At 55.5% G+C, this 21,561-nt stretch carries 22 protein-coding genes; 10 read left to right on the top strand and 12 right to left on the bottom strand.

What is annotated here, in order from left to right; translation table 11 throughout:
- The 3 genes from ABYK60_RS08520 to ABYK60_RS08510 form a co-directional block, all read left to right on the top strand.
- The coding region (locus tag ABYK60_RS08520) for a 3'-5' exonuclease (protein ID WP_372871559.1) at positions 1–868 on the top strand (868 nt) is incomplete at its 5' end.
- A 56-nt stretch (positions 869–924) separates the two neighbouring features.
- The gene (ubiA, locus tag ABYK60_RS08515; RefSeq protein WP_372871558.1) at positions 925–1,797 is read left to right on the top strand and encodes a 4-hydroxybenzoate octaprenyltransferase; all 873 of its coding nucleotides are present in this window, start codon (positions 925–927) and stop codon (positions 1,795–1,797) included.
- A 171-nt stretch (positions 1,798–1,968) separates the two neighbouring features.
- Positions 1,969–2,397 (top strand): excinuclease ABC subunit A, encoded by a 429-nt coding sequence (locus ABYK60_RS08510; protein WP_372871557.1) that lies wholly within the window; start codon positions 1,969–1,971, stop codon positions 2,395–2,397.
- A gap of 67 nt (positions 2,398–2,464) precedes the next feature.
- On the opposite strand, the gene ABYK60_RS08505 is transcribed toward ABYK60_RS08510, so the two are convergent.
- Positions 2,465–3,037: a nucleoside triphosphate pyrophosphohydrolase family protein gene (locus ABYK60_RS08505; RefSeq protein WP_372871556.1), complete on the bottom strand. Its 573-nt coding sequence runs from the start codon at positions 3,035–3,037 to the stop codon at positions 2,465–2,467.
- 90 nt (positions 3,038–3,127) lie between these two features.
- On the opposite strand from ABYK60_RS08505, the gene ABYK60_RS08500 reads away from it, so the two are divergent.
- The gene (locus ABYK60_RS08500) at positions 3,128–3,418 is read left to right on the top strand and encodes a helix-hairpin-helix domain-containing protein (protein WP_372871555.1); all 291 of its coding nucleotides are present in this window, start codon (positions 3,128–3,130) and stop codon (positions 3,416–3,418) included.
- Positions 3,419–3,498: 80 nt separating this feature from the next.
- On the opposite strand, the gene ABYK60_RS08495 is transcribed toward ABYK60_RS08500, so the two are convergent.
- The 3 genes from ABYK60_RS08495 to ubiD form a co-directional block, all read right to left on the bottom strand.
- On the bottom strand, positions 3,499–4,278 hold the full coding sequence (locus tag ABYK60_RS08495; RefSeq protein ID WP_372871554.1) for a substrate-binding periplasmic protein: 780 nt from the start codon (positions 4,276–4,278) through the stop codon (positions 3,499–3,501).
- A 103-nt stretch (positions 4,279–4,381) separates the two neighbouring features.
- Positions 4,382–5,080 (bottom strand): NAD(P)H-flavin reductase, encoded by a 699-nt coding sequence (fre, locus tag ABYK60_RS08490; protein WP_372871553.1) that lies wholly within the window; start codon positions 5,078–5,080, stop codon positions 4,382–4,384.
- A gap of 137 nt (positions 5,081–5,217) precedes the next feature.
- The gene (ubiD, locus tag ABYK60_RS08485) at positions 5,218–6,699 is read right to left on the bottom strand and encodes a 4-hydroxy-3-polyprenylbenzoate decarboxylase (protein ID WP_372871552.1); all 1,482 of its coding nucleotides are present in this window, start codon (positions 6,697–6,699) and stop codon (positions 5,218–5,220) included.
- 96 nt (positions 6,700–6,795) lie between these two features.
- On the opposite strand from ubiD, the gene ABYK60_RS08480 reads away from it, so the two are divergent.
- Entirely contained in the window at positions 6,796–7,323 is a 528-nt protein-coding gene (locus ABYK60_RS08480; RefSeq protein ID WP_372871551.1) for a hypothetical protein, read from the top strand.
- 49 nt (positions 7,324–7,372) lie between these two features.
- Here ABYK60_RS08480 and ABYK60_RS08475 read toward each other — a convergent pair whose 3' ends face one another.
- Together ABYK60_RS08475 and ABYK60_RS08470 are read right to left on the bottom strand one after the other, a co-directional pair.
- Positions 7,373–9,703: a M4 family metallopeptidase gene (locus ABYK60_RS08475; protein WP_372871550.1), complete on the bottom strand. Its 2,331-nt coding sequence runs from the start codon at positions 9,701–9,703 to the stop codon at positions 7,373–7,375.
- 272 nt (positions 9,704–9,975) lie between these two features.
- Positions 9,976–10,356, bottom strand: a complete 381-nt coding sequence (locus ABYK60_RS08470) for a gamma-butyrobetaine hydroxylase-like domain-containing protein (protein WP_372871549.1) — start codon at positions 10,354–10,356, stop codon at positions 9,976–9,978.
- Positions 10,357–10,475: 119 nt separating this feature from the next.
- Here ABYK60_RS08470 and ABYK60_RS08465 point away from each other — a divergent pair, with 119 nt between their 5' ends.
- From ABYK60_RS08465 to ABYK60_RS08450, 4 genes are all read left to right on the top strand, one after another.
- On the top strand, positions 10,476–13,697 hold the full coding sequence (locus ABYK60_RS08465; protein WP_372871548.1) for a winged helix-turn-helix domain-containing protein: 3,222 nt from the start codon (positions 10,476–10,478) through the stop codon (positions 13,695–13,697).
- A gap of 129 nt (positions 13,698–13,826) precedes the next feature.
- The gene (locus ABYK60_RS08460) at positions 13,827–14,174 is read left to right on the top strand and encodes a DP-EP family protein (RefSeq protein WP_372871547.1); all 348 of its coding nucleotides are present in this window, start codon (positions 13,827–13,829) and stop codon (positions 14,172–14,174) included.
- A gap of 245 nt (positions 14,175–14,419) precedes the next feature.
- A complete protein-coding gene (locus ABYK60_RS08455; protein WP_372871546.1) occupies positions 14,420–15,331 on the top strand; it encodes a diguanylate cyclase in 912 nt (303 codons plus the stop codon).
- Between the two features lie 23 nt (positions 15,332–15,354).
- Positions 15,355–15,648 (top strand): hypothetical protein, encoded by a 294-nt coding sequence (locus tag ABYK60_RS08450; protein WP_372871545.1) that lies wholly within the window; start codon positions 15,355–15,357, stop codon positions 15,646–15,648.
- On the opposite strand, the gene ABYK60_RS08445 is transcribed toward ABYK60_RS08450, so the two are convergent.
- Positions 15,638–16,933: an amidohydrolase family protein gene (locus ABYK60_RS08445; protein ID WP_372871544.1), complete on the bottom strand. Its 1,296-nt coding sequence runs from the start codon at positions 16,931–16,933 to the stop codon at positions 15,638–15,640. The two genes, ABYK60_RS08450 and ABYK60_RS08445, sit on opposite strands and share 11 nt — an antisense overlap.
- Positions 16,934–17,066: 133 nt before the next feature.
- A complete protein-coding gene (locus tag ABYK60_RS08440) occupies positions 17,067–17,669 on the bottom strand; it encodes a histidine phosphatase family protein (RefSeq protein WP_372871543.1) in 603 nt (200 codons plus the stop codon).
- Between the two features lie 147 nt (positions 17,670–17,816).
- On the opposite strand from ABYK60_RS08440, the gene ABYK60_RS08435 reads away from it, so the two are divergent.
- The gene (locus ABYK60_RS08435; RefSeq protein WP_372871542.1) at positions 17,817–18,122 is read left to right on the top strand and encodes a hypothetical protein; all 306 of its coding nucleotides are present in this window, start codon (positions 17,817–17,819) and stop codon (positions 18,120–18,122) included.
- A gap of 42 nt (positions 18,123–18,164) precedes the next feature.
- Here the strand turns inward: ABYK60_RS08435 and ABYK60_RS08430 are convergent, their stop codons facing one another.
- From ABYK60_RS08430 to ABYK60_RS08415, 4 genes are all read right to left on the bottom strand, one after another.
- A complete protein-coding gene (locus ABYK60_RS08430) occupies positions 18,165–18,770 on the bottom strand; it encodes a porin (RefSeq protein ID WP_372871541.1) in 606 nt (201 codons plus the stop codon).
- 198 nt (positions 18,771–18,968) lie between these two features.
- Positions 18,969–20,294: an HslU--HslV peptidase ATPase subunit gene (hslU, locus tag ABYK60_RS08425; RefSeq protein WP_372871539.1), complete on the bottom strand. Its 1,326-nt coding sequence runs from the start codon at positions 20,292–20,294 to the stop codon at positions 18,969–18,971.
- 9 nt (positions 20,295–20,303) lie between these two features.
- Positions 20,304–20,828, bottom strand: coding sequence for an ATP-dependent protease subunit HslV (hslV, locus tag ABYK60_RS08420; protein ID WP_011758561.1), 525 nt, complete (start codon positions 20,826–20,828; stop codon positions 20,304–20,306).
- Between the two features lie 169 nt (positions 20,829–20,997).
- Entirely contained in the window at positions 20,998–21,561 is a 564-nt protein-coding gene (locus ABYK60_RS08415) for an SPOR domain-containing protein (RefSeq protein WP_372871538.1), read from the bottom strand.

Here is a 21,561-nt window from a genome sequence, read left to right as displayed (position 1 = left end):
ACAGCTGACCCTGTGGCAGACCAGTCTGCGACTGATGGAAGAAAAGGTACTGTCAGGCCGCGCCGCCAATGCGGTGAAGGGCTTTTTGGATTTGATAGTGCAGCTGCGAAGTGACACCGACGAGCTGCCACTGTACCGGGTAGCCGACCATGTTATTCAGCACTCGGGCCTTAAGGCCATGTACGAGGCTGAAAAGGGTGAAAATGCTCAGGCGCGGGTAGAAAACCTTGAAGAATTGGTCACTGCTGCCCGCAGTTTTGAGATGCCCGAAGAGCTGGATGACATGCCAGAGCTGGACGCCTTCCTGTCGCATGCGGCGCTGGAAGCAGGTGAAGGCCAGGCCGATGCCCACACGGATGCGGTGCAGCTGATGACCCTGCACTCTGCCAAGGGCCTCGAGTTCCCGCTGGTGTTTATGGCCGGGGTGGAAGAGGGGATTTTCCCAAGCAAGCTGGCGCTGGAAGAAGGCGACAGGCTCGAAGAAGAGCGCCGCCTGTGTTACGTGGGCATGACCCGCGCCATGGAAAAACTCTACATTACCTATGCCGAGTCGCGCCGCATCTATGGCCGTGAAGACTATGCCCGCCCTTCGCGCTTTATCCGCGAAATCCCGCCACAGTACGTGGAGGAAATTCGCCTCAAGGCGCAGGTATCGGCGCCGATGGCGGCCAACCGTTTTGCCCATGCCCAGCAGTCATTTAACGATTCTGGCTATAGGGTTGGCGGCCGGGTCATGCACTTCAAGTTTGGGGAAGGCACAGTCACCAACTACGAGGGCAGCGGTCCTCAGGCGCGGGTGCAGGTGCATTTCGATGACTTCGGCAGCAAATGGCTGGTGGTCAGTTATGCCAAGCTGGAAAATATCTGATTTAAGGTCATCACGGCCTTTGGCATAATCGGTCGCGAACCCCAAAAGGAAGTCACATGAGCAAACTTGCACGAAAATGGGACGCATACTCCCGCCTGATGCGGCTCGACCGCCCGATCGGCACTCTGCTGCTGCTGTGGCCTTGCCTGATGGCACTGCTGCTTGCGGCCGGTGGCATGCCCGACATCAAGGTGCTACTGGTGTTTATTGTCGGTGTGGTGGTGATGCGTGCCTGCGGCTGCATTATCAACGACTATGCCGACCGGGATCTCGATGGTCATGTGGCCCGCACCAAGAGCCGTCCGCTGGCCAGCGGCGAAGTGTCGGTGCGCGAGGCTCTCACCCTGTTTGTAGTGCTGGGACTGTTTGCCTTTACTCTGGTGCTGATGCTCAATCCGCTGGTGGTGAAGCTGTCGGTGGTGGGCATTATTCTCACCATCATCTATCCCTTTACCAAGCGCTGGACCAATATGCCGCAGATGTTCCTCGGTGTGGTCTGGAGCTGGTCTATCCCCATGGCTTATGCCGCTCAAACCGGTGAAGTGCCCGCCAGCGCCTGGTGGCTTTTTGCCGCCAACTGGTTCTGGACTGTCGCCTACGACACCATGTACGCCATGGTCGACAGGGATGATGACCTTAAGGTTGGTATCAAGTCGACGGCGATTTTGTTCGGCCGGTTTGACAGAGAAATCATTGGCTTATTTCAGCTTGCGGCGCTGGGCTGCTTTATCGCGGCGGGCTGGAGTGCCGAACGTGGCCTGCTCTATGCCCTGGGCATTGCCACCTTTATCGGCTTTTCGGTGTACCAGCAGCGGCTTATCCATGGTCGCGATCGTGCCGATTGCTTCAAGGCGTTTTTGAACAACAACTATGCCGGACTTACTCTGTTTTTGGCGCTGGGTGCAGATTACGGAATATCTGCGCTGTAACTCTCCTGCGTGGCAGGGGTGGCTTTGAGTACCGGGTAGAAGCCGTCAGCACACAAATATCAGGCAAAAGGTTGTTTTAATACCCGAATATTGCCACAAAGCATACTGACGTTATTATGATGTGGTTTTAATTAAACACAGGGTTTACCCGTCTGAAATAGGGAAATTAAGATGAAGAAAGTGATTTTATTGGCACTGCTTGGCATGGGATGTATGGGGGCCGCTCAGGCCAGGGACACTATTGACCAATACCCGATAGAGGCTTTACTTGCCAGCAGTAAGGCGAAAGAGGCATTGTTGGATGTGCCACTGTATTTTGGCAGCCAACCCCATCCTGAAGTGAAGTCCAGCTTCGGTGAGGTGGTCTCCAACAAGAAAACCAATGCCTTTGGCAAGTCTGATGAGGAAGCCTGTGAGTGGGTGATGTTGAGTGCGCTTAAAGCCCTGCAGGAGCGAGCCCAGCGTGAAGGCATGGATGCGGTGGTGAATATTCAGTCCTGGTACAAAAAACGCGATTTTGCCAGTAATACCGAGTACGAATGTGGTGCCGGTGCCATTATGGCGGGCGTGGCGCTTAAAGGCACTCTGGTGAAGTTCTGAGACTGAACTTAAAAGACAAAAAAGCAGGCCAAGGCCTGCTTTTTTAATGCAGATAACCGACTGGTAATTACACCAGCGCGGCCAGGTTGGCCGGACGGTAATACACAGATTTGAGCACCTTGCCCTGGCGCACGGTTTTACCTTCCAGCTCAACATCTTTGGCACACTTGGCAATTAAAAAATCGCCCTGACGGCTGCCGACAATCTCCACACCTTGCTTGGCATAGTGGGCTATGGTGTCGTTAAGCTCTGCCTCTGTGCGGCACACCTTGCTCATATTGCTCGAGTGCACTTCATCCCAGCAGACTTCGAAGTTAATGCCACGGTTTGCGGCCACGTGCAGCAACACATCGATAAAGTAGCTGATTTCTACATGGGCATTGGCGTCTTTGGCACCCAGATGCACCGCACGGCCCATGAGTACATAAACACTGTCCACAATGGCATCGGCCTGCTCGACCTTGCAGTCAGCTTCGGCAAGCTCGGTCAGCTCTTCGATAATCAGCGAAGAATGCAGGGTGTCGGCTTTGTCATCCAGGCTGGCGGCGTCTTCCACCGGTAAATCGAAGGTGGTACGGAATTCGTGAATGTCCCGGTACAGTTTTTCATAGAGTGCCGGTGTCAGCATGGTCAGTTTCATGGCTCGCCTTGTTGCGCAAATTACGTGAGACTCGGGATAATAAAGAATTGCCTCGCCGGAGGCAAAAACCATTCAACCCAAGGAGTCCGAATGCATCCCGCCAAGGTCGACCGTAACAAGCTTAATAAGCTCACTGATTTACCCAATGTGGGGCCAGCCACGGCCAAAGACCTTGTATTACTTGGGATTACCCATGTTGATGGCCTCAAGGGACAGGATCCGCTGGCACTCTATTGGCGGCTTTGCGATCTCACAGGGCAAAGGCACGACCCTTGTGTACTTGATGTGTTTATGTCGTTGGTGGCTTTCAGTGAGGGGGATGACCCCAGGCCATGGTGGGATTACACAGAACTGCGAAAGCGGCGTTATGGACACCTTTGATGGGCCCGGCAGTCGATGTTGGCGTGTGGATTTCGGTAATAGATTGCCAACGCCTGATTGGCGTTGGCTAAGCATATCAATCAGTTGAGATAGCGACTGCGGATGCTGTTCCACCGGCTGTTACCGGCACTGTCCTCAGTTTTAATGTCATCTATAGACTGCTGAAGCCTTTTTATAATGCTGTCAGACACATCTCGGCTGAAGGCGTAGTAAAGCTCAGCTTCTTTAAGCACGTACACCACTTCAAAGTCATCAAAATTCATACCGGCTTCTTTTATCAGCCAGCGGGCAACGGTTTCTTCGTAGGCCCACAAATCTATGCGACCCCGTGTCATCATTTTCAGCAGCAGATCGGTACTGGCGTTGCTTTGCAGTTTATCCTCCAGTCCCATGCTGGTCAGAGTCACTTCCCCTATATCATCTCTCACTACGCCTATTCGGTACGATGGCAGCTGGGAAGCCTGTTCGATGCGAATACCACTCTCTTTGCGGGCAATGAGTACCAGCCGGATTGGAGAGATTGGCCCTACCCAGTGAAACAGCTGTTCTCGCTCCGGTGTGCGGGTAGTGGAAAACAGGACATTATTTTTGCCATGCAGGGCGAGCGTATAGGCTCGGGTCCAGGGGAACACCCTTATATCGGCTGATTTGATGCTCGATCCACTTTGAGCGGACGCCTTTAATAGCAGATCCACCGCCAAGCCCTGTAACTGGCCATTGCGGGTGAAATTAAATGGAGGGTATTCCTCTGTCATTACATGCAGTTCACTGAGTTGCTCCGCAGCACTCACGGGACAGGCTGTTGCAAGCACTGCCAATATCAACAGGATCCGCCGTGATATTCTGGTGGCAACTGTCATGGCTTAACCCTCAGGGATGGGTGTCTTTTCAGTGTAGTAGTCCTGTGGACTGGGGTAAAAAAAAGCCCGGCAGGAGCCGGGCTTTTATATGATTCAACCGTTATTACTTGATAAAGGCAAAAGCATCACCATACAAATGAGGCTCATCCACACCCATTTCACGGAACACTTCCCGGGCTGCACCCACCATGTTGAAGCGACCGGCGATGTAGATGTCGTAGCCCACCAGACTGATAAAGTCAGCCTTGATTTGCTCCAGCAGGTTGTTGGTCTTGCCAGTCCAGCCTGCGGGCGCTTCTTCCACCACAGGCACAAAGTGCAGCCAGGGGTGAGTATCGTGCCACTGGTGGGCGATGGATTCGTAATACATGGCGTCCTGGGTGCGGCAGCCCCAGTAGAGGCTGGTTTCCACTTGCTGACCAAGGGCAATTTGCTGCTCGACTATGCTTTTTATGTAAGAAAAGCCGGTGCCACCTGCAATCAGCAGTCGTGGTCTGTGGCTGTCTGCACGCAGAAAGGCGTCGCCACCGGGTGCTTCGATATCGATATGGGTCTCGGTTTTCAGACGTTCAACCACCTGCATCGGGTAGCTTTCACTGACCGCAGCACCTATGTGCAGCTCGATAATCTCACTGCCGGGAGCCGATGCGATGGAGAAGGGGCGCTTGTCTTTCTCGCCCATCACCACGCACAGGTATTGGCCGGCCTGAAACTCGAATGGGGTTTCCGGGGCCAGCTTGACCTGATACACGGCGTCGTTAAACGGCTGGATACTGAGAACCTTACAGCGGATGTTGTTCATCGATGTTCTTTAAAACCTCTGTGCTTTTAGGATCCCTTTCTGCTGAAGGGTTGCTTTCAATGTTATTAAGTATTGCCGCCATACCCTGAAGGGCAAGTGCGGCCGGCGGGCTTGTGCTGAACCCGCTTTGCTTATGGTTACAGCGTGGGGGCCTGATCTATGCCAAGCTCGTCCCAGATGCTGTCTACCTTTTGTTTAACCGCTTCGTCCATCACTATGGGCGTACCCCATTCGCGGCTGGTTTCCCCTTCCCACTTGTTGGTGGCATCCAGACCCATCTTGGAGCCCAACCCTGCCACTGGCGAGGCGAAGTCGAGATAGTCGATGGGGGTGTTGTCTATCATCACGGTATCGCGGGTCGGATCCATGCGGGTGGTGATGGCCCAAATCACGTCCTGCCAGTCGCGGCAGTTAACGTCTTCATCCACCACCACAATAAACTTGGTGTACATAAACTGGCGCAGGAACGACCAGGCACCCATCATCACCCGTTTGGCGTGGCCGGGGTACTGTTTGCGGATGGAGATCACCGCCATCCGATAGGAACAGCCTTCGGGCGGCAGATAAAAATCAACAATTTCAGGGTATTGCTTGCGCAAAATCGGCACGAACACTTCGTTCAATGCCACCCCCAGCATCGCAGGCTCATCCGGTGGACGGCCGGTGTAGGTGCTGTGGTAGATGGCATCTTTCCTGTGGGTTATGTGAGTCACGGTAAACACAGGGAAGCTGTCGGTTTCGTTGTAATAACCGGTATGGTCGCCATAAGGGCCTTCTTCGGCCATTTCACCGGGGGCGATATAACCCTCGAGGATGATTTCGCTGGTGGCCGGCACTTCAAGATCGCAGGACAGCGCTTTGACCACTTCGGTGCGCTCACCGCGCAAGAGGCCGGCAAAGGCGTACTCGCTCATGGAGTCAGGCACAGGGGTTACTGCGCCAAGAATGGTCACGGGATCTGAGCCCAGCGCCACAACAACCGGATAGTTCTCGCCGGGGTGTTTTTCCTGAAAATCGCGGAAATCCAGCGCGCCGCCGCGGTGGGACAGCCAGCGCATAATCAGCTTGTTCTTGCCCAATAACTGCTGACGGTAGATGCCGAGGTTCTGACGCTTCTGGCGTGGCCCCTTGGTGATGGTCAGGCCCCAGGTCACCAGCGGTGCTACATCGCCGGGCCAGCAGTGTTGAATGGGCAGCTTGGTCAGGTCAACATCATCCCCCGTCATTACCACTTCCTGACAGGGCGCGCGGCTCACTGTCTTGGGCGGCATATTCAGGGCCTGTTTGAACATGGGGATTTTGGCGATGGCATCTTTAAAGCCGCGTGGTGGCTCAGGCTCTTTGAGAAACGCCAGCAGCTCGCCCACATCCCGCAGTGCCAGCGGATCTTCTTTACCCAGTGCCATGGCCACGCGTTTAGGCGTACCAAACAGGTTTGCCAGTACCGGCATGCTGTGCCCCTTGGGGTTTTCAAACAGCAGCGCCGGGCCGCCCGCGCGCAGTACGCGGTCAGCGATTTCTGTCATTTCAAGATAAGGATCAACCGGATAGTCGACGCGCTTAAGCTCGCCGCACTCTTCGAGGTGGCTGATAAAGCTGCGTAAATCCTTAAAACTCATATGGAAATGCCTCGGTTTGCAAACATCCGTCGTGGCGCGCACTATACCACTATTGGCCCTTGGGCGGAATTAAAAGCGCCTGCAGCAGGAGGGGGTATGGCAACACATTGGCATTTGGCGGCGCTGCTTAGCGCGGCTCTGCTTGGCGGTATGTCGACGGCGCAGGCTGACGGCAACCTCAGCACCTCGGTATGGCTGGGGAACCACAATGGTCTGGGGGTGAGTTATTCCAGCGGTGGCTATGGTCACTGGCGCTATCCGGGGGCTTATTGGAACACAGGCATCGGTTGGGGCTGGCGCGATCCCTTTTACCGGGATCCCTTCTGGCGCTATAACGACAGCTGGTATTGGCAACAAAGGGTCTGGGAGCGGGAACGTCAGGCACGGCGGGAAGAGCGTGCCGAGCGTGAGCGCCAGCGGTTGCTGACCCAGCCAAGGGTGGTGCCGCCAGCCATGGTCAGCCGCAGCGAAGAGAAGGTTGAAGGCCTGTCAGCGTTACCGCAAAACGCGCGGGTTATTATGGTGGATGGTAAGCCGCAGTATGAATGGCAGGGGCAAAGATACAGTTTCGACTGGACGACCCAACGCTATATGCCGCTGGCGCCTGCAAGCGAGAGTAAATAAAAAAACGCCGTCCACTGGACGGCGTTTTCAGTTTAAACCGTATTGCTTATCAGAAGCTTACGGTTTCTATGTCAGAGCAGCCACCGTCAGCGTTACATACCTGATAGCTGTAGCTTACGCCGGTTGGGGTGCTGAAACGGTCAACGAAGCTGTTGGCAGACGTGGAGCCAACCTGAGCGCCATCACGCAGTACCGTATAGGAGCTGCTGTTACCGGTCCATTCCAGACTCACCCGGGCGCTGCCGCGGCGTGACCGGTTAACCTTGGTCACCGTCAGCTCCATTTGCACTGTTGGTACTTCCACATCGTATACCTGAGACACTGAGCTGGTGGCGCCGTCATCGTCGGTTACGGTCAGGGTCACGGTGTAACTGCCGCTCATCAGATACTGATGGCTGGCACTTTCGCCGCTGCCGGTATCGCCATCACCGAAGTCCCAGCTCCAGGCCACTACACTGCCGTCGGCATCGGTAGAAGTGCTGCTGAAGTTGTACATGGCGTCGGTATTTGCTGCGGTAAAGCTTGCAACCGGAGCTTGATTAGGTACCGGAGTTCCACCGTCAAAACTGCCTTTCAGCGTGGTGCCGCTGTATGCACTGTAGCCGTTCAGCATCACCCAATAGGTGCCTTCCTGAGCAGGTTCCATGGCGCAGTTTTCATTGTTTCCTGCGGCATAGGGGCGGCAGTTGTAGTCAGTGCTGGTTGGGGCACTGCCAAATTTAACGTAGAGATCCGCATCGCCTGAGCCACCTGACAGGCTGAACACCAGATTGCTCGCACCGGCGGGTACTTCCAGTGTCCAGTACTGATTACTGCCTGAGCCGCCGCTGATGTCAGTCACGGCCACGCCGTTTTGCAGCACGTCTGCTTCTGGCGGCGGTGGTGGTGGTGGAACTTCACAAGGGGTGATGCCGACGGCCGCGAAAGCGGCTTCTACGTCTGCAGTGCTGTAGCCCTTATCTGTGGCGGCGTTCCTGACGCCGCAGGCTCCTTCATGCATCAGGCTGTTGGGTGTCCAGTAGATTTGGTTGGCAATCACGAACACTTCGAAGGCTTTGCGGGTGTCCCAGCCTGCGGTTGTGGCCAGGGTATAGAAAGCCTTGTTGAATACTCCAGAGCTGTAGTGTACATCCAGACCGTCATAGTAGTCGTCGATGTGGCCGATGGACTTGCCGTCCTGGGTCGGGTCGGCCATGTAACGCAGGGCACCACTGCCTTTGAAGATATCCGCGCCGACCAGCCAGTCATTGCTGCCTTTCATAAAGAATTCGGCGGCTTCACCGGCCATATCAGAGAAGGCTTCGTTCATACCGCCAGACTGGTTGGCATACACAAGACCTGAGTTCTGCTCGGTGAATCCGTGGCTTACTTCGTGGGCAGAAACGTCCAGAGACACCAGCGGGTAGAAGTAGTTCTGACCATCACCGAAGGTCATGGCGCTACCGTCCCAGAAGGCGTTTTCGTAGTTGTTACTGTAGTGAACCCGCATGGTCAGCTGAAAGCTCAGCGGCGCCGTGCCATACCACTGATCGTACATGTCGTACACAACGCCGCCGAAGTAGTGCGCATCGTTCAGCGGAGAGTAAGCACCGTTGATTTCTTTCACTGTATTGCGCGGGCAGGCGTAGCTGAAGGCGGTGTTGCCGCTGGTGCCGTGGTTCAGGTTCACGGTTTTCACGTTGGCATTGTTCATGGTGCAGGTGTCACCGCTTACAGCCACATCCAAATTACCGTAGTCAGTCCCGTACTCGTATTGACCTGTCTTGATGTTACCACCGGCACCTGTACCTATATCGGCATGGTTTAAGCCTTCCCAGCGTTGCAGTACTTCACCTGAATGAGCGTCTACTATGGTGAATGGACGGCTTGGGGCATCGCCATCAACCACGTAAGAGGTGATATACACCAGGCGTGGCTCCCGGGCTTTGCCATGGAGGATAATCCAGATATCGGCGTTGTCATTCCGGGTCTTACCTGCCTTGAGGCCATGACCACTTTTGGCAGCCTTGGCGATGTTCAGTGCCTGTGGCTTGCTCAGCGTCGGTTTGGTAAAGGTTGCATCCTTGTCTATGTTGGCCAGCATTTGACCTTTAAGGTTGCTGTAGAAGCCCATTTCAGAGCGGTCAGCGGCAACGGTAAAGCCATAAACTGGCACACCGTGGAAGTATTGCTGCAGTCGCTCTTTTTTCAGGCCCTTGCCCAGATTGAGTTGTTTGGCGGTACGGAACTCATGGCCGGGGGTCAGTTGCAGCACACTGGCGATGCTGCCGGAAGCAGCCTGGCGTTTTTGCTCCACGTCCACTATGTTGGCGGCGTAAGCTGATGTCCCCAGGGTTGCGGAAATGGCGATAAATAACAGTGAAAGTTGTTGCTTGCGCATAAGTGACTTGTCCTTGTGGTCTGGCGGCGTGGCTGCCGCAAAGCACTACCATCAGTCCATCGCAGGCGCTGGCCATACGATGGCGCACAACTACATGAATCGGGTTCATGCTTTTAAAAAGCGACAAACCCAGGAAAGACTTATGTTATTAAATTGTTAATTTATGAGCAATCAAACTAATGCACTATTATGGGTTATCAGACCAGTACTCAATCCCGATGTCTGGTCAGAATTCGGAATAAATTGCTGAAAGTCAGCCGGATAGTCATTTGTTAGCTATAACGGATATTCATGGGGATGACGGCTTCTCTGGAGCCCTTTTCGGCACGCAGTCGCGCCAGATACTGCTCCCATAAGCTTAATTGGTTGGTTGCCAGTTGGTGCAATACCTGCCAGGAATAAAGTCCGGTATCATGGCCATCATCAAACACCAATTTAACCGCGTAGTTACCTACAGGTTCAATTGCAGTGATGTTCACGGCTTTCTTATTGGTAACCAGGACCGGGTTGCCATGGCCGTGCACCTCTGCCGAGGGGGAATACACCCGCAGGAACTCACAGCTCAGTTGGTACTGGCTGCCGTCATCAAAGCCAATTTCCAATAGCCGTGATTTGCGTTTCAGCTTAAGGGATACAACCTGGGGATGGCTCATGGGAACTCCTGAAAGTGAAATAACCCGGACATGGTCGCTTGCTTTGCTGTGCTTGTGAACCCCGTAAATGGAAAAAGGTGAGGCTGATACAGCCAAGGCCACAAAAGGTACGGCAGGGAATGACAGATACAATTTTTTTCTTCGGCGAATGGCAGGTCTCGCCCCAAAGTAATCGCCTGAGTCGCGGCAGTATCAGCCGCCAACTCGAACCCAAGGCCATGGAGGTGTTGCTGTATCTGTGCCATCGCCCTGGGGATGTGGTCAGCAGTGACGACCTGCTCGATGCCTGCTGGCAGGGGCTGGAAACCGGCGACAATCCGCTGCACAAAACCATCGCCCAGCTGCGCCGCGCATTGGACGACAGTGCCACCGCGCCGCAATTTATCGAAACCATTCGCCGCCGCGGCTACCGCACCCTGGCCCAGGTCAGTTTTCCCTCGGGGGATGAACAGAGCGTGGACGAGGTGGTGTGGCAGTCCGGCTCGCCTTTTCCGGGGCTGCGCCCCTTCAGCGCCAAAGATGCCGGGGTCTTCTTTGGTCGCCGTGAACAAATCAATGGCGTCCTTGACAATATCCAGCGGCAGGTGCGCAGCGGCCGTGGCCTGTGTTTGCTGCTTGGCCCCAGTGGCAGCGGCAAAACCTCGTTAATCCACGCCGGTATTCTGCCCAATCTCAGCACGCCCCAGGGGATGCATGGCATTGGTGTGGTGTCCAGTGCCGCCATGGATATGGCCGATGTGGCACCCGGCGCTTTGCTGCTGGAGCTGGCGTCGGCCATGCTCGATTGGGAGAGTGACGATAAACCCGTGTTCGATGGCGACAGTGCTGAGACTCTGGCTGCGAGACTGGCTGAGGGGGCCGGCGCTATTGTTCTGACACTGCAAACGGCGCTGCCGGGCGGCCGCTGGGAAAAGCCCCGTTTTGCGCTGGTGGTGGACAGACTGGAAGTGTTGTTGTCTTCCCCGGCGTTTGATGAAGCCGACCGTAGCCAGTTTCTGGCGCTGCTCGATACCCTGTCCCGCAGTGGGGCGGTACTGGTACTGTGCGCCTGTCGAAACGACTTTTACCCGCAGGTGGTCAGCCGCAATGTGCTGATGGCGGGCAAGGGCAATGGTGCCCACTTCGACCTTGAGCCCCCCAGCCGCCAGGCGCTGCTGCAGATGATCCGTCTGCCAGCGGCGGCTGCCGGTCTTAGCTGGGAGTTTGATAGCGACAGCGCCCTCGGCCTCGATGAAATTCTCTGCCGCGAAGCGGCGGCCAGCCCAGATGCGCTGCCGATGCTGCAATACCTGCTGCAGGCACTTTACCTTGCCCGGGATGATGATCAGCTCAAACTTGAAGTGTATCAACGCCTTGGTGGCATTGAAGGTGCCATTGGCCGCGCCGCCGATGAGGCCATTGCCGAGCTCAGCGCTTCCACCCGCGAGGCGCTGCCCGGGGTGCTGGCACGGCTGGTCACCCTCAAGGAAGACGAACTTTCGGTGACCAGCCGCAGTGCCCGTTACCGCGAGCTTGCAACCGATGCCGAGCGGCAACTGGTGCAGGCGCTGGTGGACAGTCGACTGTTTGTCTCCCACCTCGACGGCGCCGAGCCCAGCTTCAGCGTCGCCCACGAAGCCTTGCTGCGGCGTTGGCGCCGGGCCGCCAGCTGGATTGAAGAACACCGCCGCTTGCTGGCGCTCAAAGCCCGGGTATTCCATCAGGCGCTGCGCTGGCAGCGCTCGGGCCGCGAGCGGGATTATCTGCTGGGCTCTGGCAAGCCCGTGCTGGAGGCGCGCCAGTTACTGGCCGATAACCAGCTGATGCTGGATGAGCAAAGCCGCGATTATATTCAGGCCTCGTTGGCGCGGGACGTACGCCGGGGTTGGATAAAACGCGGCACAGTGGCGCTGCTGGCCTTACTTACTTTTGTCTCTGTGGTGATGGGAATTAAAAGCATGCAGGCCGAGCGTCAGGCCACCGAGCGGCGTCTTGCGGCCGAAGATTTACTCGGTTTTATGGTGGGCCAGTTTGCCGACCGGCTTCGCAGCATCGGCCGTATGGATTTGCTCGACGGCGTCAGCAACAAGGCGCTGGATTATTTCAGCGCCCCAGACGTCAGTTTGTCGGTCGCAGCCCTGTTTCGCCACGGACAAACCCTGGAGGCCATGGGTGAGGTAGCCTATAGCCGTGAGAAGCCCGATGAGGCGCGGGCGGCGCTGCTGGCAGCGCGGGATAAGCTATTGCCGCTGCGGGGGCGTGATGTGCCACAGCTCGAATTGTACAAAACCCTGGGTGCCAACGCATTCTGGCTGGGGCAGATTGAGTACGACAATAGTAACTGGCAAGAGGTAAAAATCTGGTTCAGTGCCTACCTGGAGCACAGCGAAGCCATGGTTTCTTTGGCACCAGATGATTTTGATGCTTTATTGGAACTCTCTTACGCCGAAAACTCCCTCGGCAGCCTGGCGATGAAACTGCAGGATTATCCGCGCGCCATGGCTATGTTTGAGGCGTCACTGCTGCTCAAGCAGCGGCTTTTGGTGGCAAACCCCACCGATGGGCAGTTGCTGGCCGATGTGGCCGATACCCAATCCTGGCTTGCCAGCTCAGCGCTGGCACAGGGCGATGTGAAAAAAGCGCTGGCACTGCATGAGGATATCGCCTCTGTGCTTGGCCGTACCAATGAGGCTTATGCCCTCGACCGTCTATCCCACAGTCAGGCCAATCTTGCCCGTTTGTACGAGTGGCTTGGCAATAACGATGCTGCCAGGGACGCCATCCTCAGGGCTAAGGCCATTCGCGAGCAGACCCTGGCTAAAGATCCGGGTAATCAATCCTGGCGCTTTGATTTGCTGATTATCGGCCTGCACGAGATTGAACTCGGCATAGCATCCAGCTCGGAAACCGAACTGGATGCCCGAAAGCAGGCACTTAGCGCCGAGGCTGAGTCCCTGTCGGCCCAGCGCCAGCAAAAATTTGCCGAGCTGTATCCGCTCGCGGCTGGCAGAAGGCTGTTGCAACTTGGGCATTTTGCTGCCGCTGAAGTCATGGCCGAGCAGGCAATCACTGTGCTGTCGGCAGGGGCTGCGCAGGAGTCCGATGACTGGGAAGATAAGGCCCGTATGGCGGATGCCGAGTTACTGTTGGCGCAGAGCCGGTCGGCGCAAGGCAAAGGTGAGGCAAGGTTGGCTATGTGCCAGTCGGTGAGAACACGCCTCGACCCTGTTATCGCTGTGTCACGGGCACCACACTTTGTGCGTCCCTATGTAATGGCATTGGAATGTCTGGGGCAGACGGATGCAGCAGATTCTCTCAAAGGCCCGCTTTCCGCTCAGGGCGTTAAGTTTCGACCCTTTTAGCGAAGACTTTAAATAAAATCAATTAATTACTTCGCAAGTTTGTCGAAAGGTGCCATCCGGCAAATTTGTTAGTATGGCGCTGGCGGCTCCCATGGTGGGGGCACATGGACAGAAAATAAAGGAGAACCCATGTCAGTACAGAATATTCAGGTCACAGTATCTCTCGATACCAATAACAGCCCGGTTTTTAACTATGTGCCCACAGGGCCTGTTTTGGTGACTGAACCAGGCACCCAGATTATTTATTCGCTGCAGGACAACACCGGCAAAGGCTTGAGTTTTGCCGGTGCGGCCTTTGTAACCCCGTTCGATCAGGTCATAGATGCGGTTGAGTTATTGAATAAAACCACCCTGGCTCTGTATGACACGGATGCGATTGTTGGCGAGACTGGTTTCAGGCTGGTGTTCAACATTGCCGGCAGTACGCTGCAGCTTTGCAGCTCCGACCCTCAGGTCATCAATAAAGACGTGAAGTAATTTGGTACGCAAACACACCCGGCCCAGTGCCGGGTGTGTTTGTTTTAGGCTGCTGTAACGACGGGTAGAAAAACAGGCTTGGACGTTTTGGTGGTAAAAAATAGCTACACAGTGGAAATCATCCTTCGTAAGGTGTGTTTTTTATTTCTTAATATCAATGCTTTGCGTCGTAAGCTTGTGGGAAGGTTAAAGTTGACGACACATTCTAAAGTAGTTGGCACAGGACACACCGTCAGGAGCCAGCCATGTACGCCATCCGTGAAAGTTACTGCGATTTTGAAGCCGTTGCCGAGGTTATCCACTGTCTGAATCAGCCGATGGTGCTGGCCGATGGCAATGGCAAGGTGCTGTGTGTCAATCAGGCCGCCGCCGGTTTACTGGGTGATGAGCCGGAAACCTTTGTGGGTGAGCACTGGCCCAGTTGGCTGGAGAGCGGCTATCTGCCGCAGTATCAACAAATGTTTGAGAATGTGCTTGGTGAATGCCGGCCGCTGCAGCACCAGGCCAGGGAAATGCAGCTCAGGAGGGTAGATGGTGCACTCTTGTCGGTGAAGCTGACACTCTCTTTTGTGCAGGGTTTGCTGCCGCTGTTTCTGGTAGGGATAGAAGACTTGTCGCCGCACAAAGCCGAGGTGCGCCGTTTGGCATCCCTGGCTGCAACCGACTATTTAACCGGCCTTGCCAATCGCCGCACCCTGATGGAAACCCTGGAAAAGCAGTGGCAGTTGTGTGTTGCCCGCAGGCATCCGGTGAGTGTGGTGCTGGTGGATGTGGATTTTTTCAAGCAATTCAACGATCTTTATGGTCATCTTAAGGGGGATGAATGCTTAAAGCTGATAGCCGCTGCGCTGGCGTCGGTCTTACCCTCTCCCCAGTGTCTGGCCGCGCGGTTTGGCGGTGAAGAGTTTGTGCTGATACTGCCGGGCTTTAATGCTGCCATGGCTGAGCTGATTGCGCAGCAGGTATCACAGGCCATTGCCGCCATAGATGTTGCCGCCATGGGCTTGCCCGCTGGGGCGCTGTTGACCGTGAGTCAGGGCATAGCCAGCGAAACCTGTGGCCAGTTCCGCACTGCCGATGCCATGTTACAGGGAGCCGATACTGCGCTCTACCGCGCCAAGCGGGAAGGCAGGAACAAAATCATTTTGTCGGACTGAAACGGATTTCGGGAGATAACATCATGAATTGGTCGATTATTTCAGTGTTGGCAACCCCCAGGCAGCGTGCTGACACCTTTGTGTATTTACAACGCAAACGCTACGGTCGGGCACCTGAACAGGCAGCGCTGGCATTGTGGAAAGGGGTATGCACCGAGCCGTTGGCCCGGCGCCTTGTGGATGACTTAAAGCAGGTGTTGCATCATGAGTTGCTGCCGCCCCGTGACCGTAGCTATCTCACATCTATGCTTGATCACTTTGACACCCTGTCCTCGGGGCAGCAGGTGGTGGCTCTGGCGCCGTATATTAATTCTTGAACACAGCACCGTCTTTCATCACAAAGCTGACGTTTTCCAACAGGCGGATATTGTCCAGCGGATTGCCATCAACAGCAATAATATCAGCAAGATAGCCTGACTTAAGTTCACCGAGATCCGGCTGCTTGAGCAGCGCTGCACTGGTCAGGGTGGCGGCCTGAATGGCTTGCAGTGGTGTCATGCCAAATTCCACCATGGTGGCAAACTGCTTGCCGTTGTCGCCATGGGGATAAATGGCGGCATCGGAGCCAAACACCATTTTTGCGCCAGCCTTGGTGGCCTTGCGGAAACTCTCGCGCTGAGCCTTGGATACCTGTTTCTCTTTGTTGATGTTTTCTTCCGGCACCCCGTTGGCGGCACCGAAGGCGAGGGTGTATTCGGTGTTGTAGATATCGCAGCTCAGATAGGTGCCGTTTTTCAGTGCAAGCTTAATGGCTTCGTCATCGAGGAAGCTGCAATGTTCAATGCTGTCGATACCGGCGCGAATGGCCGCCTTGATGCCACTGGTGCCGTGGGCATGAGCGGCAATAATCAGTCCGCGCTGGTGGGCCTCTTCGGCTGCGGCTTTGAGTTCATCCTCTGTGTACTGCTGCACGCCCACCTTGGTGCCTTTGGAGAACACGCCGCCGGTGGCGCAAATCTTTAAGGTGTTGGCGCCGTATTTGATATTTTCCCGTGCCTTGGCACGTACCGCCCACGGGCCATCGGCCACCCCGCCTGCCACCGAATGCATTTCGGGGGCGCTGAAGTTATCGTCGCAGTGGCCGCCGGTAATTGACAGCGCGTGGCCTGCACTCCAGATGCGCGGACCGGGGATTTCACCTGCATTGATGCCATCACGCACCGCTATCGTGCTGTAGCCTGAATCCCCCAAATCCCGCACCGTGGTGAAGCCTGCTTCGAGGGTCTTTTTGGCGTTTTTCACCGCCTTCACCGTTTGCCGTGGCACCGAGTAATTCATCGACTCAAGGAAGTTATCCTCGGCATCGCTGCCAAGGTGTACGTGCATGTCCATCAGCCCCGGCAACAGGGTTTTACCTTTGAGTTCAATCAGCTCGCTGCCTTCTGGCACGGCGAGTGTGCCCTGGGTACCAACTTCGAGGATACGGCCGTCTTCAATTTTCAGCACTGGATTTGCCACCAGTTTACCGGTTTTGACATCCAGCAGCGCATCGGCGCTCAGATAAGTGGCTGCAAGGGCAGACAGGGGGGATAGGGCTGTGATTAACGACAGGCTGAACAGGGATAAACGCTGCCCGGGCGCATGGGGACGAGTTTTGTGCATGGGACGCTCTTTTGATTGTTATTGTATAAAATGCCTTAAAACGACTTGTGAGCATATCCCAGCCCCGCTGAGGGAACAACGGCCGAGCCAGGTCAAATCCGCCTCAGTTCAGACTAACTTGTATAAAAATATGTCAGATGCAGGGGACGCGACTGAGCCTGCCCTGTGAAAAGTAGTAAAAGGCGTCCTGAGGTTTGTCCTGAGCCCACATGGCTTGGGTTTCGAGCCCCAACAGCAATCCGCGCAGAACCACGCCGGTCACGCCGTGGGAAACCACAATCACTCGTGAAGGGGTGGCCGGATCGCTGAGCCAGCCTTGCAGTCTTGCCTGAATAGCACCAAGCGACTCAGCGCCCGGACCATCCAGATACCAGCCTGGCTTGTCTGCAAGGCCGGGATTAGCGGCGTGAATATCGGGAATATGGCCATGCTCCCACTCCCCAAGCCCTGCTTCCTTAACCCTGTCATCGGCTATCACAGAGCCAGGCTCGCGGCCAAGCGCGCCCGCCACTATGGCAGCAGTTTGCATGGCACGGCCAAGGGGGCTGGATACTATGGCAAAGTCGTTCAGTTCGGCAGTGTTCAGTTGTCCGGTAAGGCTCTTTAAGGTGTTGCCATAGGCCAGTGCCTGGGCTTCACCCTGCGCAGTCAGAGGTGAGTTACAGTGCCCCTGCAAGCGCCGCTGGGCATTAAATTCGGTTTGGCCGTGACGAAGGATAAAGAGTTCTGAAACCATGGGGACTATTGGGCTTTCATACACTAAAACGGGTGGCGGCAGTGTATCACAATCACCGCGCCGCAGCGTGCATGTGGCACAACAGAGCCCTTGCTACATTGGGCTTGGTGGCTGCCTTTATTCAGCCAAACAGAACAGGGAAGAAAATTGAAGACAAAACAAGAGGAAGCAACGCAAGTTAAACTGCGTGGGAACTGGCATCTAACCCGCGCGGGCTTTTGGGTGTTTGGCCTTGGGTGCTTGATCATGTTGCCATTTTTGGCCCTGCCGGATTTGTATCCCGCTGTTTTAGATAGCGAACTGAGTTTGCTGGCAAATTTTCCTGTGCGAGTTCTGCTGGGGTTACCTGCCATCTTGTTCATGCTGGGACTGGAGCGCTTGCTGGTCAGCAAAGGGATAATACTGCTGGCAGCGCCTCAGATATCAACGCTTAATGTGAGTCAAAAAAGATAAAAGGAAGGCAATGCCTTCCTTTTATGGGGTATTCCAGCTTTATTACCAGCGGAATTCGGCGCCAACAACCCAGGCGCTGGCATCGGCGAATTCGTTCAGCTCGGCGGTGACTGCAAACATCTTGGTGAACGCGTATTTTGCGCCAACACGGTAAGCGGTTTCGCTGTCGTCTGCATCGCTCAGGTCGACATAATCGAGTCCGGCATAGAGTTCCAGTGCCGGAGTAGTGGCATAGCGCAGCAGCGCACCAACACGGTAGCCATCATCGCTGGCGGAGGCGTTTTCCACTTCGCCTTTAATGCGTACCAGTGCAGCCTCGATACCCAGATCCAGACTCGGGTTAAGGTTGAACGCGTAGCCCACACCATAATCACCCAGAGTCATATCAACATCGACATCGCCAATCCAGGTGTCAACAGTGGCACTGGTGTAGCTGTGCTTCAGCGTGACATAAAAGTTGCTTGAGCCGAAGCTTTGTACCAGATGACCTTTGAAACCGCTGAAGTCTTCGTTGAAACCATCGACTTCAAGCTGAGTGTAACCTATGCCGGCATGGCGGTAGCTTAAGCCATTGTCGGTTGATTCGTCGGCAAAGGCGGAGGTGGACAGCAGGGCGGCAATTGCCAGTGCAGAGATGTTCCTTTTCATTGATATTCCTTGATTTATTATGTGATGCCAATTCAGGCGCGGGCACTATAGCAATCAGGCTTTGTTCTGTAAATGTGATTACGCACCCTGATGCGGGACGGCGGCTGAAGTTGTCGTCAGAGCGGTGTCAGATACGTTTGAGCTGATGTTAAAAAACCGGGCCAGCGCCCGGTTTTTAGGTATTGGAAATCGAGATAATTAGAGGATAAAGCGGCTTAAGTCTTCATCCTGCACCAGGTTGTCCAGGTGCGCATTCACGTATTCGGCATCTATGGTGAACTTGCTGCCGGACTTGTCGCTGGCCTCGAAGGAAATATCTTCCATCAACCTTTCCATTACCGTGTGCAGACGGCGGGCACCGATGTTTTCGGTGCGCTCGTTTACCTGCCAGGCGGCCTGGGCGATACGGTCTATGCCGGTCTCGGTAAACTCGATAGTCACGCCTTCGGTGGCCATCAGCGCCACATATTGCTCGGTGAGCGAGGCATGGGGCTCGGTGAGAATACGCTTGAAGTCGGAAGCGGTGAGGGCATCCAGCTCAACCCGAATTGGCAAACGCCCCTGCAGCTCGGGAATAAGATCCGATGGTTTGGACATCTGGAACGCGCCCGACGCGATAAACAGGATATGGTCGGTTTTCACCATGCCGTGCTTGGTGTTAACTGTGCAGCCTTCTACCAGAGGCAGCAGGTCGCGCTGTACCCCTTCGCGGGATACATCGGGGCCTGAGGTTTCGCCGCGCTTACAGATTTTGTCGATTTCATCGATAAAGACGATACCGTGCTGCTCCACCAGTTCGATGGCCTTTTCTTTCAGATCTTCCTGATTCACAAGCTTGGCAGCTTCTTCATCCACCAGTTGCTTGAGGGCATCTTTGATCTTCATCTTTTTGCGCTTGGCCGGTGCCTGACCCATGTTCTGGAACAGGCTCTGCAGCTGGTTGGTCATTTCCTCCATGCCGGGTGGCGACATGATTTCCACACCAATTTGCGGGCCTGCAATATCGATTTCGATTTCTTTATCGTCCAGCTGACCTTCACGCAGCTTTTTGCGGAAGATTTGACGGCTGGAAGAATTGTCGTCGCCACTGTTGTCCCAATCGTTTTTCGGGCGGGGCAACAGCGCGTCCAGTACCCGCTCCTCGGCGGCCTCTTCGGCGCGGGTGCGGCATTTTTTCATTTCCACTTCGCGGGTGAGCTTAATGGCGGTGTCGGTCAGATCGCGAATGATCTGCTCCACTTCCTTACCCACATAGCCCACTTCGGTGAACTTGGTGGCTTCCACCTTGATAAAGGGCGCGTTGGCGAGCTTGGCCAGGCGGCGGGCAATTTCGGTTTTCCCCACACCGGTAGGGCCAATCATCAGGATATTCTTGGGGGTCACTTCGTGACGCAGGGCGGCGTCCAGCTGCATGCGGCGCCAGCGGTTACGCAGGGCTACGGCCACGCTGCGTTTGGCTTTCTGTTGACCAATGATATGGGCATCCAGCTCGTGAACAATCTCGCGGGGAGTCATTTCAGACATGATGATTCCTCAGTAACTCAGTTCTTCGATGGTCTTGAACTGGTTGGTGAATACGCAAATATCGCCGGCGATGGTCAGTGACTTTTCGGCAATTTCGAGGGCGCCAAGGTCGGTGTTTTCCAAGAGTGCAGTGGCGGCGGCCTGGGCGAAGTTACCGCCGGAGCCGATGGCAATCAGATCGTTTTCGGGCTGCACCACGTCGCCGTTACCGGTAATGATGAGTGAGCTTTCGGCATCGGCCACGGCCAGCAGGGCCTCGAGTTTTCTCAGCATGCGGTCGGTGCGCCAGTCTTTTGCCAGCTCCACCGCGGCGCGCATCAAATGGCCCTGGTGCATTTCCAGCTTGGCTTCAAAGCGCTCGAACAGGGTGAAAGCATCGGCGGTGCCACCGGCAAATCCGGCCAATACCTTGCCGTGGTACAGGCGGCGTACCTTACGGGCATTGCCCTTCATCACGGTATTGCCGAGGGAGACCTGGCCATCACCTGCGATGACCACCTGATTGTTACGGCGGACGGATACGATAGTAGTCACAATGGATCCTCTTTTAGCGTCCGAAGGATAGGCCTTCGGGGACGGATAGAGCTTATATGGGGCCGTGACCTTTTTTTTCAAGTGAGCAAGCGTTTTCGGGGGCGAAAAAGAAAGGCCGCCCGAGGCGACCTTGCTTTTGTGACAGCGTAGCGGTTGATTACAACAACCCTTATTGCCAAAGCCAGATTTGGCAGGTGTTCATGCCGATGGCCTGCAATTTATGGCGGGCGCGCTCGGCATCGCGCTTGCGCTCATAGGGGCCAATTACCACCTTGTACCAGGCACCATTGCTGCCCTGTGACTTGCGAATTTGTGCTTCCATGCCCTGGAAGGCGATAACTGCCTTCATCTTCTCGGCCTGGGATTCTTCGCGGAATGAGCCGCATTGCATCTGGTATGGGCCGGTGGCGCGCAGGGTATCCTGTGCCGGTACATCCACTTCAACCTGCTTGTTTTCAAGCTCCTGCAGATAGGTCCACTCTTCCTGCGGCTTGGGCGGCAGGGCGTTGGGATCTTTTTTGGGCTTGCTGGTTTTGGTTTCGGCTCTGGCTTCTGCTGTGGGCTCTTCTCGGTCGGCGCTGCCCTTGATGGTCCACAGGAAATAGCCGAAACCCAGCAGCAGCGCCAGTACCACAGTCAGCGCAACCCAAGGCATACGCCGGGGCGCGGCCCCCCCCTTGCGGCCGCCACGGCCTTTACCCCGTGGCGCTCGATTGGCGTAATCGCGACTCAT

The sequence above is a fragment of the Shewanella sp. genome (genome assembly GCF_041630135.1).
GTDB lineage: Bacteria > Pseudomonadota > Gammaproteobacteria > Enterobacterales > Shewanellaceae > Shewanella.
The sequence above is the reverse complement of the archived record's forward strand: the minus strand, read 5'-3'. Positions and strand labels throughout refer to the sequence as shown.

What these genes read in the sequence shown, in the direction of transcription:
- ABYK60_RS08440 (WP_372871543.1), bottom strand. Translation starts at nt 17,669, where the DNA reads ATGGTTTCAGAACTCTTTATCCTTCGTCACGGCCAAACCGAATTTAAT.
- hslU (WP_372871539.1), bottom strand. Translation starts at nt 20,294, where the DNA reads ATGTCTGAAATGACTCCCCGCGAGATTGTTCACGAGCTGGATGCCCAT.
- ABYK60_RS08500 (WP_372871555.1), top strand. Translation starts at nt 3,128, where the DNA reads ATGCATCCCGCCAAGGTCGACCGTAACAAGCTTAATAAGCTCACTGAT.
- ubiD (WP_372871552.1), bottom strand. Translation starts at nt 6,699, where the DNA reads ATGAGTTTTAAGGATTTACGCAGCTTTATCAGCCACCTCGAAGAGTGC.
- ABYK60_RS08510 (WP_372871557.1), top strand. Translation starts at nt 1,969, where the DNA reads ATGAAGAAAGTGATTTTATTGGCACTGCTTGGCATGGGATGTATGGGG.
- ABYK60_RS08445 (WP_372871544.1), bottom strand. Translation starts at nt 16,933, where the DNA reads ATGCACAAAACTCGTCCCCATGCGCCCGGGCAGCGTTTATCCCTGTTC.
- ABYK60_RS08475 (WP_372871550.1), bottom strand. Translation starts at nt 9,703, where the DNA reads ATGCGCAAGCAACAACTTTCACTGTTATTTATCGCCATTTCCGCAACC.
- ABYK60_RS08465 (WP_372871548.1), top strand. Translation starts at nt 10,476, where the DNA reads ATGACAGATACAATTTTTTTCTTCGGCGAATGGCAGGTCTCGCCCCAA.
- ABYK60_RS08480 (WP_372871551.1), top strand. Translation starts at nt 6,796, where the DNA reads ATGGCAACACATTGGCATTTGGCGGCGCTGCTTAGCGCGGCTCTGCTT.
- ABYK60_RS08455 (WP_372871546.1), top strand. Translation starts at nt 14,420, where the DNA reads ATGTACGCCATCCGTGAAAGTTACTGCGATTTTGAAGCCGTTGCCGAG.
- ABYK60_RS08505 (WP_372871556.1), bottom strand. Translation starts at nt 3,037, where the DNA reads ATGAAACTGACCATGCTGACACCGGCACTCTATGAAAAACTGTACCGG.
- ABYK60_RS08470 (WP_372871549.1), bottom strand. Translation starts at nt 10,356, where the DNA reads ATGAGCCATCCCCAGGTTGTATCCCTTAAGCTGAAACGCAAATCACGG.
- ABYK60_RS08415 (WP_372871538.1), bottom strand. Translation starts at nt 21,561, where the DNA reads ATGAGTCGCGATTACGCCAATCGAGCGCCACGGGGTAAAGGCCGTGGC.
- fre (WP_372871553.1), bottom strand. Translation starts at nt 5,080, where the DNA reads ATGAACAACATCCGCTGTAAGGTTCTCAGTATCCAGCCGTTTAACGAC.
- ABYK60_RS08430 (WP_372871541.1), bottom strand. Translation starts at nt 18,770, where the DNA reads ATGAAAAGGAACATCTCTGCACTGGCAATTGCCGCCCTGCTGTCCACC.
- ABYK60_RS08460 (WP_372871547.1), top strand. Translation starts at nt 13,827, where the DNA reads ATGTCAGTACAGAATATTCAGGTCACAGTATCTCTCGATACCAATAAC.
- ABYK60_RS08450 (WP_372871545.1), top strand. Translation starts at nt 15,355, where the DNA reads ATGAATTGGTCGATTATTTCAGTGTTGGCAACCCCCAGGCAGCGTGCT.
- ubiA (WP_372871558.1), top strand. Translation starts at nt 925, where the DNA reads ATGAGCAAACTTGCACGAAAATGGGACGCATACTCCCGCCTGATGCGG.
- ABYK60_RS08495 (WP_372871554.1), bottom strand. Translation starts at nt 4,278, where the DNA reads ATGACAGTTGCCACCAGAATATCACGGCGGATCCTGTTGATATTGGCA.